The organism is Pseudomonas sp. RAC1 (genome assembly GCF_030658255.1).
GTDB lineage: Bacteria > Pseudomonadota > Gammaproteobacteria > Pseudomonadales > Pseudomonadaceae > Aquipseudomonas > Aquipseudomonas boreofloridensis.
On record NZ_JAUTXS020000038.1, the window covers coordinates 227,904 to 241,870 of the forward strand.

13 protein-coding genes are annotated in these 13,967 nt (G+C 60.9%); all 13 read left to right on the forward strand.

Going from position 1 to position 13,967, the window contains the following annotated elements:
• Window positions 1–182: 182 nt before the first annotated feature.
• The 13 genes from Q7C30_RS18415 (at window position 183) to fliG (ending at window position 13,953) form a co-directional block, all read left to right on the forward strand.
• Window positions 183–1,118, forward strand: a complete 936-nt coding sequence (locus tag Q7C30_RS18415) for a ketoacyl-ACP synthase III (RefSeq protein WP_317872329.1) — start codon at window positions 183–185, stop codon at window positions 1,116–1,118.
• A 414-nt stretch (window positions 1,119–1,532) separates the two neighbouring features.
• On the forward strand, window positions 1,533–1,961 hold the full coding sequence (locus tag Q7C30_RS18420; protein ID WP_317872330.1) for a hypothetical protein: 429 nt from the start codon (window positions 1,533–1,535) through the stop codon (window positions 1,959–1,961).
• A gap of 667 nt (window positions 1,962–2,628) precedes the next feature.
• Window positions 2,629–3,477, forward strand: a complete 849-nt coding sequence (locus Q7C30_RS18425) for a flagellin domain-containing protein (protein ID WP_317872331.1) — start codon at window positions 2,629–2,631, stop codon at window positions 3,475–3,477.
• 71 nt (window positions 3,478–3,548) lie between these two features.
• Entirely contained in the window at window positions 3,549–3,908 is a 360-nt protein-coding gene (locus Q7C30_RS18430; RefSeq protein ID WP_029612424.1) for a flagellar protein FlaG, read from the forward strand.
• A gap of 83 nt (window positions 3,909–3,991) precedes the next feature.
• Window positions 3,992–5,416, forward strand: coding sequence for a flagellar filament capping protein FliD (fliD, locus tag Q7C30_RS18435; RefSeq protein WP_317872332.1), 1,425 nt, complete (start codon window positions 3,992–3,994; stop codon window positions 5,414–5,416).
• A 134-nt stretch (window positions 5,417–5,550) separates the two neighbouring features.
• Window positions 5,551–5,946, forward strand: a complete 396-nt coding sequence (gene fliS, locus Q7C30_RS18440; protein ID WP_317872333.1) for a flagellar export chaperone FliS — start codon at window positions 5,551–5,553, stop codon at window positions 5,944–5,946.
• Between the two features lie 15 nt (window positions 5,947–5,961).
• Window positions 5,962–6,258, forward strand: coding sequence for a flagellar protein FliT (locus Q7C30_RS18445; RefSeq protein WP_317872334.1), 297 nt, complete (start codon window positions 5,962–5,964; stop codon window positions 6,256–6,258).
• A gap of 167 nt (window positions 6,259–6,425) precedes the next feature.
• Window positions 6,426–7,901 (forward strand): transcriptional regulator FleQ, encoded by a 1,476-nt coding sequence (fleQ, locus tag Q7C30_RS18450; RefSeq protein WP_039578953.1) that lies wholly within the window; start codon window positions 6,426–6,428, stop codon window positions 7,899–7,901.
• A 208-nt stretch (window positions 7,902–8,109) separates the two neighbouring features.
• Window positions 8,110–9,330 carry an ATP-binding protein gene (locus tag Q7C30_RS18455; protein ID WP_317872335.1) on the forward strand — a complete coding sequence of 407 codons (1,221 nt, stop codon included), beginning with the start codon at window positions 8,110–8,112 and terminating at the stop codon, window positions 9,328–9,330.
• Window positions 9,327–10,697, forward strand: coding sequence for a sigma-54 dependent transcriptional regulator (locus Q7C30_RS18460; RefSeq protein WP_317872336.1), 1,371 nt, complete (start codon window positions 9,327–9,329; stop codon window positions 10,695–10,697). Before Q7C30_RS18455 ends, Q7C30_RS18460 begins: the two co-directional genes overlap by 4 nt.
• A gap of 106 nt (window positions 10,698–10,803) precedes the next feature.
• Complete coding sequence (gene fliE / locus Q7C30_RS18465) at window positions 10,804–11,136, forward strand: flagellar hook-basal body complex protein FliE (protein WP_029612419.1); 333 nt, start codon at window positions 10,804–10,806, stop codon at window positions 11,134–11,136.
• A gap of 14 nt (window positions 11,137–11,150) precedes the next feature.
• The gene (gene fliF, locus Q7C30_RS18470; RefSeq protein ID WP_317872337.1) at window positions 11,151–12,941 is read left to right on the forward strand and encodes a flagellar basal-body MS-ring/collar protein FliF; all 1,791 of its coding nucleotides are present in this window, start codon (window positions 11,151–11,153) and stop codon (window positions 12,939–12,941) included.
• Complete coding sequence (gene fliG, locus Q7C30_RS18475; protein ID WP_029612418.1) at window positions 12,934–13,953, forward strand: flagellar motor switch protein FliG; 1,020 nt, start codon at window positions 12,934–12,936, stop codon at window positions 13,951–13,953. The genes fliF and fliG overlap by 8 nt, the downstream gene beginning before the upstream one ends.
• Window positions 13,954–13,967: the final 14 nt, after the last annotated feature.

A 13,967-nucleotide genomic window follows, 5' to 3' on the forward strand; every position in this document is an offset into this window, starting at 1 on the left:
AGAATTTGGCCAACCTCGGGCGTCCAGATAAATGGCAAATGACCGTGCAACCGTGACTTGGCAGTCTAAACGGGCATCTCTAATCTATTGAGTCTGCGGGAAGGACCGTCACCACGGCAGCTCAGTCCATTTTGCGTGGACTGGACCCCGCGAAATTTCGCCATGTCTATCGGGAAGCCATAATGATTGGCATCAAAAGCATCGCCAGTTACGTACCTGTCGAAGGCGTCGACAACTACGCCCAAGGTGCGAAGTTCGGCAAAGATCAAGATTTCATTTTCGGCAAGATCGGGTCGACTTTTTTGCCGCGCAAGCATGACGGCCAGGAAACCTCCGATCTATGCGTGGAGGCTGCCCAAGCGCTTTTCGCCGCCAATCCGTCGCTGGATCCTGCCAGCATCGATGCTGTCATCGTCGTGACCCAGAATGGTGACGCCGAAGGCCTGCCGCACACTGCGGCTATCGTTCAGCACAAGCTTGGCCTGTCAACCCACGTTGCCGCTTTCGATGTGTCTCTGGGTTGTTCAGGCTATGTTTATGGCCTCTACGCCATGAAAGGTTTTATGGAAGCCGCGGGCTTAAAGAATGGCCTGCTCATCACTGCCGACCCGTACTCGAAGATCGTCGATGACGAGGATCGCAACACCTCCATGTTGTTCGGTGATGCAGCCACGGCCACCTGGATGACCCAGGGCGCTCACTGGCAGTTGGGCAAGTCCCTGTTCGGCAGCGACGGTGCAGGTGCCGAGCACTTGCGCACTACCGACGGCAAGTTTTTCATGAATGGCCGCCAGGTCTACAACTTCGCGTTGTCCAAGGTGCCGGCTCATTTGACCGCGCTGCTCGAAGCAAGCCAGGTGGACGCCGCGGATGTCGATATGTTCTGTCTTCATCAGGGCAGTGCCGCAATCGTTGATGCAGTGTCTCAGCGCTTCGAGGACGGTGAGTACAAGGCGCGTTTCGTAAAGGACATGCTCGAAACTGGTAATACCGTGTCGTCGAGCATTCCGTTGCTGCTCGAGAAACATGTGCTCGACTCGTCCCACGAGCGAGTTGTGGTCTGTGGCTTTGGAGTCGGGTTGTCCTGGGGGTCGGCGGTCTTGGAGCGAACGGACTGAGTTCGTTGCTACGCGTTGAAAGCGCTGATCGTCAATGCGATTGGCGTTTTGGCGTTTCTAGGTGGTTCCCGATAATGAAGTGCATTGTCGGGATTTGTGCTCTGCTCATGAACCTTTCCCAGGAGTATCTTTTGGCAAACAGGCGCGCTGTTGATGTGAACCTGTCGGCCCGCTCCGGCATGAGGGTGTAGGTCGCCACAGCTTGAAGAACCAGTCGGTAAGGGTTTGGCCGCCATATTGATCATGATCAGCGCACTTCGATGCTAGTGGACGTATCGTTGCGGTGCTTGATGCTGCCTTCTGTGTGGCGGCTGTTCTGTTGATGTCTGCTGCGGACCGTCAGCGGTCTGGGTGGGCCGAGACTCATCTCAACTGGACTTTTGGAGTTGAAAACTGAGCAATCAAGGAAGACTTATGTTCAAGCTCGCATGCGGAATTGTGGTGGCGATATCGATGGCTCCAGCACTTGCAACGGCAAGTGAAGCATCTCCCGTAGGGTCGTGGCAGTTCGCTTATTACCACGCGCCGAGCGGCGCTTTTTATGCCAACCAGACCATTTGCTTCAAGGAAGACAAAACATGGTATTCAAGCACGCAGGCCAACTGGAAGGGTGCATGGTTCCAGAGTGGCGATGACCTGCAGTGGTACGGTAGTGTGCCTATGAATGGAGTGGGGAGTGCCAATAATATCGCCACCATTTCGATCGGTAGGTTTACTGATGCAGGTGCCATGGGTGGCATTTACACGGAGTGGGCAGCGCCCAGCGCGCTACCTATGGGGTGGGACAAGCACTACACCTACAAAATGACGTTCAAGGGCACTGCGTGCGGTGCGCCCAAGTAGTCATGTGATCCCCGTTGACCTAAAGGCTTATTGCCTTGCGTGATAATCCATTCAGGTCGACGATTTTCGCCTCTGGCTCTGTCCGGAACTGGGTTGCAGTCCGTTCGTGCTCGCTTGCACGGGTGGAGGCGCTTAAGCGTACTTCGGTAATCGAGCTAAGTAGGGTGGTGAAGGGTAGGCCCAGTCATGGGGCGGGTGACCTGATTACTCCTTCATTGGGATCTTGTTGGCGGGGTCGAGCGATCAGGATCATCAGGTGGGGCCGCGGGGTGGCTGCGCTTGAGGTACGTGGGTGCGCCTCTAGTTGTTGAAAATCGCTCCCGATGCCGTATTTGCATTGTTGCGTCGAGCGGGCGGGGAGCAGGCTTTTAGGTGTGGTCCGTCCCCCATTGCCCGCGCAGTGGAGCCATTATCCTTTTTCGCAGGGCGGAGAAGTGATTTAGGGCTGTCTGCCTATCACCTCATTTCTGTCCCCTGAGTGGGCGGTGTTTTTCTGGCGTCAAACCCTTGATTTCACTGGGGTAGCATCAGGCCAGTAAAAAAATTCTGAAAATCCCTAAAGCAAACCGCCCGGACGACGATAACCATTACGAAGGTTCTCTAGGCCACACACCCGGCAGTTGCCAGGGCCGGAAGCCGCAGTACCCAATCCAACGAGGAATTCGTCATGGCTTTGACCGTAAACACCAACACCACCTCTCTGGGCGTTCAGAAAAACCTGAACCGTGCTTCCGACGCAGTAAGCACCTCGATGACCCGTCTGTCTTCCGGCCTGAAAATCAACAGCGCCAAAGACGACGCCGCTGGCCTGCAGATCGCTACCCGCATGACCTCGCAGATCCGTGGTCAGACCATGGCGATCAAAAACGCCAACGACGGTATCTCGATCGCTCAGACCGCTGAAGGCGCGATGCAGGAACAAACCAACATCCTGCAGCGTATGCGTGAACTGGCCGTTCAGTCGCGAAACGACTCGAACAGCGCGAACGACCGTCAAGCCCTGGACAAAGAGTTCCAGTCCATGGCTTCGGAACTGACCCGTATCGCCAACAGCACCCAGCTCAACGGCAAGAACCTGCTGGACGGCTCGGCTTCGGTCATGACCTTCCAGGTTGGCTCGAACACCGGTGCTTCCAACCAGATCACCATCGACCTGAGCGCCAAGTTCACCGCTTCGGACCTGGGTGTCACCAGCTCGATCAACATCCAGGGTTCGGACAGCACCACCGCCGAGTCGAACTTCAGCGCCGCTGTTTCGGCCATCGACAACGCTCTGCAGACCATCAACAGCAACCGTGCTGACCTGGGTGCCGCGCAGAACCGTCTGACCAGCACCATCAACAACCTGCAGAACATCAACGAAAACGCCGAAGCCGCTCGTGGTCGTGTACAAGACACCGACTTCGCTGCTGAAACTGCCCAGCTGACCAAGCAGCAGACTCTGCAGCAAGCGTCGACCTCGGTTCTGGCCCAGGCCAACCAGCTGCCTTCGGCAGTCCTGAAGCTGCTGGGCTAATCTCTAGCTAGCGGTAAGCGGGGAAGCGCTGTCCAGGCGCTTTCCCGCTGTCTATTTACGAGGTGGTGGACATGGACATGAGCGTCAAGCTGAACCTGTCTTACCCGGCCCCGCGCGCGGCCGAACAGGTGCCCGAAAAGCAAGCGCCGCTGCCCAGTCAGCAGCGTGACGATCGCGACGACAAGAAAGATGCTCAGGTGCCGCACGGTGCCGACAACGTCAAGCACGCCGTCTCGCAAATCGAAGAATTCATGAAGCAGACCCGACGCAATTTGCAGTTTTCCACCGACGAGGAATCCGGCAAGATCGTGGTCAAGGTCATCGCCAGCGAAACCGGCGAGCTGATCCGTCAGATTCCTTCCGAGGAAGCGCTGCGAATCGCTCATAGTCTGAGCGATGTAAAAAGTGTGCTGTTCGACGCTAAAGCCTGAAGGCGTTAGTGCGATAAACCGTTTTTTCCAATGCCTGTCCCGCCGCCCTCGGGCAGAGCATCATCACCAAGAGGGACTTCTGCATGGCTAGCCCGATCATTCCTTCCTCAGGTCTAGGCTCTGGTCTGGATATCGGCAGTATCGTCAAGGTGCTCGTATCTGGCGACACCTCTGCCAAGCAGGCGCAGATCAAGCGTCAGACCAGCAATAACAGTGCGATGATTTCTGGCATCGGCTCGCTGCGCAGCGCCCTGACGGCGTTCCAAGACGCCATGAAGAAGCTCAACGACAAGAATGCCCCTTCTTTCAACGCCTTCGCTGCCACCTCGGGCAATGAGTCCGTGGTGAAGGTCAAGTCCAATAACACGGCGGTGTCTGGCAACTACGACATCGTGGTCAACAAGCTTGCCACCAGCTCCAAGGTCGCCAGCCAGCAGTTCTCCAACGGCGCCAACAGCGCGATCAATGCCGGCGACATGACCATCACTCAAGGTGGCAGCAGCTACAAAGTCACCATCGGCAGTGGCGCGACGCTGCAGACTGTGCGTGACCAGATCAACAAGGAAATGTCCGCCAACGGCATTTCCGCGAACATCATCAATGAATCTGGCGGCTCACGTTTGGTGCTGACCTCCACCAAGACGGGTGCGGGGAACGACATTTCAGTGGGGGGTATCCCAGACCTCACCATTGACGGTACTAAGCAGATGTCCGGTACTGGCGGAGGATTCATCAATGCCTTGGCGCAGGATGCGGATCTGACTGTCGATGGTCTGAAGATCACCAGTGCTACCAACACCATCGACAAGGCGATCAGTGGTATGAGCCTGGAGTTGACGGGCGTCAGCGCCAAGGCTGCTGATGGCACGGGCACATCGACTCGTCTGACCGTGGCCCAGGACAATGATGGATTGAAAAAATCCATTCAGGGCTTCGTTGATGCCTACAACACCTTGCAAAAAGCCGTCACCTCCCTGACCGCCACCAGCAAGCAGACGCAGGATGGCAAGGAAGTAACCGTACTCGGCCCCCTGACCAACGACCCTACCACCCGCTCGTTGCTATCGGACATGCGCGGTGTGCTGAGTCAGGCGGTTTCTGGGGGGCTACTGAATAGCCTGAGCCAGTTGGGTATCAACACGTCGAAGGACGGGACCCTTGAGTTCAATAGCATCAAGTTCACCGCCGCGATGGATGACAAGAAGCTCGGTGGCGAGGTGCAGAACCTTTTCACCAGTGACAACGGCATCTTCGCACTGATGAACAAGGCTATCGATCCGTATAACGCCACCGATGGCAGCTTGGCGACACGCAAGTCCAATCTGGACAAGGTCGCCAAGAACCTCAGCGACCAGCAGGCCGCTCTTGATCGTCGTACCGATTCGCTCACCGAGTCACTGACGCGCAAGTTCGTGGCACTCGACACTGCGCTGGGCAAGATGAAGGCCCAGGCCAACCAGATCACCTCGATCTTCGACGCGCTCAACGCACAGAAGAAGAACAGCTGATTCTGGCGGTTGTGACAAAGGCCTGGCCGCGTCATATTGACGCGCCAGGCCTTTTGCATTGCCGCTAAAGTTTTTTCACATCGCGGCGATACAGCAGGTATCCGTCATCTTTTTCGCTGCAACGAGGTAGATCCATGAACCCGATGTTGGCCCTTCGGCAATACCAGAAAGTCAACGGTGTTGCACAGACCTCCGAAGCCAGTCCGCACCGTCTGGTGCAGATGCTGATGCAGGGCGGTCTCGACCGTCTGGCGCAGGCCAAGGGCGCGATCGCGCGAAAGGATGTGGCGCAGAAGGGTATTCTGATCGGCAAGGCCATCGACATCATCGGCGGCCTGCGCGAGGGTCTGGATCTGGAGAATCATGCCGACAGCCTGACCGACCTGGACAACCTCTACCAATACATGAGCCGCCGTCTGATTGAAGCCAACGTGAACAGCGATCCGGCGATCATCGACGAAGTGGCGCGGCTGCTGATCACCGTCAAGGAAGGCTGGGACGCCATTGGCGATCAAGCCGCTGCCGAGTAATACCAGGAGACGCACATGAGCGAAGTGATTGCACGTATCGAACGAACCCGCGATGCCTTGCTGGCTGCGTTCGCTGAACGCGACTGGGAAGCGGTGGGGGAGCTCGACCTGGAATGCCGCGTGTGCGTCGATGAGATCCTGGCCGAGGCCCACGAACACGATGCTCAGGTCAGGAACAGCCTGGATGAATTGCTGGGGGTTTACCGGCAATTGATTGAGGTTGCAAGTGGTGAACGTCAATCCCTCGTCGATGAGATGTCGCAGATCCGCCAGGCAAAAAACGCGACAAAGGTATACCATCTGTTCAGCTGATCGCTGGGCAATGCAAGAAGCTGCGCGCCATTAATTTGACTGTGTGCTGTTTTTTGACTTAACTAGTGGCTGTTTTCGAGTTTCAGACGTCTGATCCTCACGACGGATGTCTGAATGAAGTCGATAACGCCTGCGGGCGCCGAGATGACTAGGGAAGTTGGTATTGAATGTGGCGTGAAACCAAGATCCTTCTGATCGATGACGACAGCGAACGCCGCCGCGATCTGGCGGTGGTCCTGAATTTTCTCGGCGAAGACAACCTCTCCTGCTCCAGCCTGGACTGGCAGCAGACGGTGGAGGCATTGTCTTCGAGCAGGGAAGTTCTCTGCGTGCTCATTGGCGCGGTAAGCGGGCCGGCCGGGGTGCTGGGCTTGCTTAAGACCGTCACTGCGTGGGATGAGTTCCTTCCAGTGTTGCTTTTGGGCGAAATTTCTTCTGCTGAGTTTCCTGAAGACCTGCGCCGACGCGTGCTTTCCAATCTGGAAATGCCGCCTAGCTACAGCCAGTTGCTCGATTCGCTGCACCGTGCCCAGGTCTATCGCGAGATGTATGACCAAGCGCGTGAGCGTGGTCGTCAGCGCGAACCCAACCTGTTCCGCAGCCTTGTCGGTACCAGCCGGGCCATTCAGCATGTGCGCCAGATGATGCAGCAGGTGGCTGACACCGACGCCAGTGTGCTGATCCTCGGCGAGTCCGGCACCGGCAAGGAAGTGGTCGCCCGTAACCTGCATTACCACTCAAAGCGCCGCGAAGCGCCATTCGTGCCGGTCAACTGCGGTGCGATCCCGGCCGAGTTGCTGGAGAGCGAGCTGTTCGGTCATGAGAAAGGCGCCTTTACCGGCGCCATCACCAGTCGTGCCGGGCGCTTCGAGTTGGCCAATGGCGGTACGCTGTTCCTCGACGAGATTGGCGACATGCCGCTGCCCATGCAGGTCAAGCTGCTGCGGGTGCTGCAGGAGCGGACCTTCGAGCGGGTTGGCAGCAACAAGACCCAGAGCATCGATGTGCGTATCATCGCCGCGACTCACAAGAACCTCGAGAACATGATCGAGGAAGGCACCTTCCGCGAAGACTTGTACTACCGCCTCAATGTCTTCCCCATCGAGATGGCGCCGCTGCGCGAGCGGGTCGAGGACATTCCGCTGCTGATGAACGAGCTGATTTCGCGCATGGAGCACGAGAAGCGCGGCTCGATCCGCTTCAACTCGGCCTCGATCATGTCGCTGTGCCGCCATGGCTGGCCGGGTAACGTGCGCGAACTGGCCAACCTGGTCGAACGCATGGCGATCATGCATCCCTACGGGGTGATCGGCGTCGCCGAGTTGCCGAAGAAATTCCGCTACGTCGATGACGAAGATGAGCAGTTGGTGGATAGCCTGCGCAGCGACCTGGAAGAGCGGGTGGCGATCAACGGCAACACGCCGAACTTCTCCAGCCACGCCATGCTGCCGCCTGAGGGGCTGGACTTGAAGGACTACCTGGGCAGCCTTGAGCAAGGACTGATCCAGCAGGCGCTGGATGATGCCAACGGCATCGTCGCCCGTGCCGCCGAACGCCTGCGCATCCGCCGCACCACGCTGGTGGAGAAGATGCGCAAGTACGGCATGAGCCGTCAGGGCGGCGAGGAACAGGCCGAGGACTGAGTTCCCGGTAGCGGATACAACTCCTTTGGGGCTGCCTTGCAGTCCTTCGCGACACAAGGCCGCTTAGATTTTCTGGCAGCGGCCTTGTGTCGTGATCGGGTCGCGAAGCGGTCCTACGATTGCAAGCAAACCCCATCCCCGGCACGGCTATTGCTACACCGCAGGCGAAGTACCGTTTTTATGACGGTCAGCCATGCGAGAGAGCACGATGCCCCAGGCCGCCCCTATTTCCCGACTCCATGATGCGTCAGGGCGAGTTCCGGTCGAGCAGGACAGCCGACCCGGACTCGACCACGCCGTCGCCCTGTTCGATCAGGTTTCCACTCAGCTCAGCGAGTCCTACACCTTGCTCGAGGCGCGGGTCACCGAACTCAAGGGTGAGCTGGCAGTGGTCAGCGCCCAGCGCATGGCGGAACTGGATGAAAAGGAGCGTCTGGCCAACCGTCTGCAGCACCTGCTCGACCTGCTGCCCGGTGGTGTGATCGTGATTGATGGTCATGGCCAGGTGCGCGAGGCCAACCCGGCCGCCTGCGACTTGCTCGGTGAGCCGCTGGTCGGCGAGCTGTGGCGCCAGGTGATTGCGCGCAGCTTCGCCCCTCGCGAAGACGATGGTCATGAAGTGTCACTGCGCGACGGCCGCCGCCTGTCCATCGCGACGCGTTCGCTGGATGCCGAGCCTGGCCAATTGGTGCTGATAAACGACCTGAGCGAAACCCGTCGGCTGCAAGAGCAGTTGGCGCGCCATCAGCGTCTGTCATCGCTGGGGCGCATGGTTGCTTCGTTGGCCCATCAGATCCGCACGCCGCTGTCGGCGGCCATGCTTTATGCCAGCCACCTGGCGGATGACCAGGGCACCCTGGCGTTGGACACCCGCCAGCGTTTTGCCGGTAACCTCAAGGAGCGCCTGCACGAACTGGAGCACCAGGTGCGCGACATGCTGGTCTTCGCGCGCGGCGAACTTCCGCTGAACGATCGCGTCACGCCCAAGGCGCTGTTCCAGGCCCTGCAGCACGCCGCCCAGCCCCACGTTCAGGGGCATGCGGTGCGCTGGCAGTGCGATACCCACCTGGGCGAGTTGCTGTGCAATCGCGACACGCTGGTCGGCGCGCTGCTCAATCTCCTGGAAAACGCCGTGCAGGCCAGCACCGCACCGGCCCGGCTCAAAGTGCATCTGTTGCGCCGTGAGCAGAACCTGCACCTGAGTGTCAGCGATGCCGGCAGTGGCATCGAGCCGCAGGTGCTACAGCGCCTGGGCGAGCCTTTTGTCACCACCAAGTCCACCGGCACCGGATTGGGCCTGGCTGTGGTCAAGGCCGTGGTCAAGGCGCATCAGGGCAGTCTGACGCTGCGTTCTAAAGTCGGTCGCGGCACGTGCGTGCACGTCGTGCTGCCGTTGATTGCCGCCCCTGGCGCGCAGGTACTGGCATGACCAAGGTATTGCTGGTCGAGGATGACCGGGCCCTGCGCCAGGCCTTGAGCGACACGTTGTTGATCGGTGGATTCGCCCATCGCGCGGTGGGCAGTGCCGAAGAGGCGCTGTCGGCGGTGAGCGAAGAGGCTTTCGGCCTGGTGATCAGCGACGTGAACATGCCGGGTATGGATGGTCACCAGTTGCTGGCCCAGCTCCGGCGCCAGCAGCCGCAGTTGCCGGTCTTGCTGATGACGGCCCACGCGGCGGTCGAGCGTGCGGTCGATGCGATGCGTCAGGGCGCGGTCGACTACCTGGTCAAACCGTTCGAGCCCAAGGCTTTGTTGAGCCTGGTCGAGCGGCATGCCGCCGGCCATCTGGAGGCGGCAGAGGAAGGGCCGGTGGCCTGCGAAGCGGCGAGTCGGCAACTGCTCGAGCTGGCGGCTCGGGTGGCGCGCAGTGACTCGACGGTATTGATTTCCGGCGAGTCCGGCACCGGCAAGGAGGTGCTGGCGCGCTACATCCACCAACAATCGTCGCGGGCCGCGCAGCCGTTCGTGGCCATCAACTGTGCGGCGATCCCCGACAACATGCTCGAAGCCACGCTGTTCGGGCACGAGAAAGGCGCCTTCACCGGCGCCATCGCGGCCCAGGCCGGCAAGTTCGAGCAGGCCGAGGGCGGTACGCTGCTGCTCGACGAGATTTCCGAAATGCCGTTGGGCCTGCAAGCCAAACTGCTGCGGGTGCTGCAGGAGCGGGAAGTGGAGCGGGTCGGTGGACGCAAGCCGATCGCCCTGGACATTCGTGTGCTGGCCACCACCAACCGCGACTTGGCGGGCGAGGTGGCCGCCGGACGGTTCCGCGAAGACCTCTATTACCGGCTTTCGGTGTTTCCCCTGGCCTGGCAGCCGCTGCGCGAGCGCCGCGCCGACATCCTGCCGCTGGCCGAGCGCCTGCTGGCCAAGCATGTGCTGAAGATGAAACACGCCCCGGTGCGCCTGTCCGCTGACGCGCGTCATTGTCTCCAGGCGTATGCCTGGCCGGGGAACGTGCGCGAGCTGGACAATGCGTTGCAGCGTGCCTTGATCCTGCAGCAGGGCGGGGTGATCGAGGCGGCGGATTTCTGTCTGGCGGGTGCCATTCCCTTGTCGCCAGTCAAGGGTGCCATTATTGAGCCATCATGCGCCGAATCCAGTGCCGAGTCCAGTGGCCTGGGCGATGACCTGCGCCGTCACGAATTTCAGATGATCATCGACACCCTGCGTGCCGAGCGTGGTCGTCGCAAGGAGGCCGCCGAGAAGCTGGGTATCAGCCCCCGCACCTTGCGCTACAAGCTGGCGCAGATGCGCGATGCCGGCCTGGATGTGGAAGGTGGCCTGTACGGTTGAATGCTGGGTAAAGGGACACTCCGCCAAGGCTGGCACCTTTGTTGCTTTAACCGTCTTACCCGCTGCATCAGTGTCAAAAAAATGCGGCCGCCGGAGAGAGAAGTTCATGAGCCAAGGTGTTGAATTCAATCGTCTGATGCTGGACATGCGCGCGATGCAGGCCGATGCCATGTCGCTGCCCAAGGTCGCGGCTGCGCCCGAGCTCGCGCCAGGCCAGAGCAGCTTCGCCGACATGCTCGGCCAGGCCATCAACAAAGTCAGCGATACCCAGCAGGCGTCCAACCAGCTGGCCAACGCCTTCGAGATCGGCAAGAGCGGTGTCGACCTCACCGATGTGATGATCGCCTCGCAGAAGGCCAGTGTCTCTTTCCAGGCGCTGACCCAGGTACGTAACAAGCTGGTGCAGGCGTACCAGGACATCATGCAGATGCCGGTTTGAGGGCGCGTTGAGTCATGGCCGAAGCAGTCGTCGATAACGCCCCCGCCAAGAGCGGCCCGCCCGCGGCCAAGCCGCCGCTGTTCGGCATGGCGTTCCTGGAAAACATTTCGCGTATGCCCATGCTGCGTCAGGTCGGCCTGCTGGTCGGTCTGGCTGCCAGCGTGGCCATCGGCTTTGCCGTGGTGCTGTGGTCGCAGCAGCCCGACTACCGTCCGCTGTATGGCAGCCTGGCCGGCATGGACACCAAGCAGGTCATGGAAACCCTGGCCGCTGCCGACATCCCCTATACCGTCGAGCCCAACTCCGGGGCGTTGCTGGTCAAGTCCGACGATCTGTCCCGGGCGCGCATGAAGCTGGCGGCTGCCGGCGTTGCACCGAGCGACGGCAACCTGGGCTTCGAGATTCTCGACAAGGAACAAGGGCTGGGCACCAGCCAGTTCATGGAGGCGGCCCGTTATCGCCGTGGCCTGGAAGGCGAACTGGCGCGCACCATCTCCAGCCTCAACAACATCAAGGCCGCCCGCGTGCACCTGGCGATCCCGAAGAGCTCGGTGTTCGTGCGCGACGAGCGCAAGCCCAGCGCCTCGGTGCTGGTGGAAATGTACTCTGGGCGCAGCCTAGAGGCCGGTCAGGTGATGGCGATCGTCAACCTGGTCGCCACCAGCGTGCCGGAACTGGACAAGTCTCAGGTCACCGTGGTCGACCAGAAGGGCAACCTGCTCTCCGACCAGTTGCAGGACACCGCGTTGACCATGGCCGGCAAGCAGTTCGACTATACCCGGCGCATGGAAGGCCTGCTCACCCAGCGTGTGCACAACATCCTGCAGCCAGTGCTGGGCAACGACCGCTACAAGGCTGAGGTGTCGGCTGACGTCGACTTCAACGCCGTCGAGTCCACCTCCGAGCAGTTCAATCCCGACCAGCCGGCGTTGCGCAGCGAGCAGTCGGTGAACGAGCAGCGCGCCAGCGGCCAGGGTCCGCAGGGCGTGCCGGGTGCGCTGAGCAACCAGCCGCCGGCCGGCGCTGCGGCGCCTGAGAACGCCAGGGCCGGTGCAGCCCCAGCCGGTGCCATCGCGCCCGGCCAGCCGCTGGTCGATGCCAACGGCCAGCAGATCATGGATCCGGCCACCGGCCAGCCGATGCTGGCACCGTACCCGGCCGACAAGCGTCAGCAGAGCACCAAGAACTTCGAGCTGGACCGCTCCATCAGCCATACCCGTCAACAGCAGGGGCGTTTGACCCGCCTGTCGGTGGCGGTGGTGGTGGACGACCAAGTCAAGGTCGGCGCCAATGGCGAGAGTACTCGCGCCCCGTGGGGGGCCGAAGACCTGTCGCGCTTCACCCGCCTGGTGCAGGACGCGGTGGGCTTCGATGCCAGCCGCGGTGACAGCGTGACGGTGATGAACGTGCCGTTCTCCGCCGACCGCGGCGAAGTGCTGGCCGATATCCCGTTCTACTCGCAGCCCTGGTTCTGGGACATCGTCAAGCAGGTGCTGGGCGTGGTGTTCATCCTGGTGCTGGTGTTCGGGGTACTGCGCCCGGTGCTCACCAGCATCACCGGTGGCGGCAAGAACGTGGCCGGCGACCCCGACATGCAACTCGGCGGTATGGGTGGCATGGGCATGATCGGTATGGACGGCGAGGTCGGCGACGACCGCGTCAGCCTGGGCGGACCGAGCAGCATCCTGCTGCCGAGCCCAAGCGAAGGCTATGAGGCGCAACTGAACGCAATCAAGGGCCTGGTGGCCGAAGACCCGGGTCGTGTGGCCCAGGTCGTCAAAGAGTGGATCAACGCCGATGAGTGACAACCGAGCCATTACCGCCAAGCTGAGCCGCGTCGACAAAGCGGCCATCCTGCTGCTGTCGCTGGGCGAGACCGACGCCGCCCAGGTCCTGCGTCACATGGGGCCCAAAGAAGTGCAACGGGTCGGTGTGGCCATGGCGCAGATGGGCAACGTCCACCGCGAGCAGGTCGAGCAGGTGATGAGCGAGTTCGTCGAGATCGTCGGCGACCAGACCAGCCTGGGCGTCGGCTCCGACGGCTACATTCGCAAGATGCTCAACCAGGCCCTGGGCGAAGACAAGGCCAACGGCCTGATCGACCGCATCCTGCTCGGGGGCAACACCAGCGGCCTGGACAGCCTCAAGTGGATGGAACCGCGCGCCGTGGCCGATGTGATCCGCTTCGAGCACCCACAGATTCAGGCCATCGTGGTCGCCTACCTCGACCCCGACCAGGCCGGTGAGGTGCTGAGCAACTTCGACCACAAGGTGCGCCTGGACATCGTTCTGCGCGTGTCGTCGCTCAACACCGTGCAACCGGCGGCGCTCAAAGAGCTGAACCAGATCCTGGAAAAGCAGTTCTCCGGCAACTCCAATGCCGCGCGCACCACCTTGGGCGGCATCAAGCGCGCCGCCGACATCATGAACTTCCTCGACAGTTCGGTCGAAGGCCAGCTGATGGACGCGATCCGCGACATCGACAGCGACCTGTCCGAGCAGATCGAAGACCTGATGTTCGTCTTCAACAACCTGGCCGACGTGGACGACCGCGGCATCCAGGCCCTGCTGCGCGAAGTGTCGTCCGACGTGCTGGTGGTCTCGCTCAAAGGCGCCGACGAGAAGGTCAAGGACAAGGTCTTCAAGAACATGTCCAAACGGGCCTCGGAGCTGCTGCGCGACGACCTCGAGGCCAAAGGGCCGGTGCGGGTCAGCGACGTGGAAACCGCGCAGAAGGAAATCCTCACCATCGCCCGGCGCATGGCCGAGGCCGGCGAGATCGTGCTCGGCGGCAAAGGCGCCGAGGAAATGATCTAAGGCCGCTTGCCTGG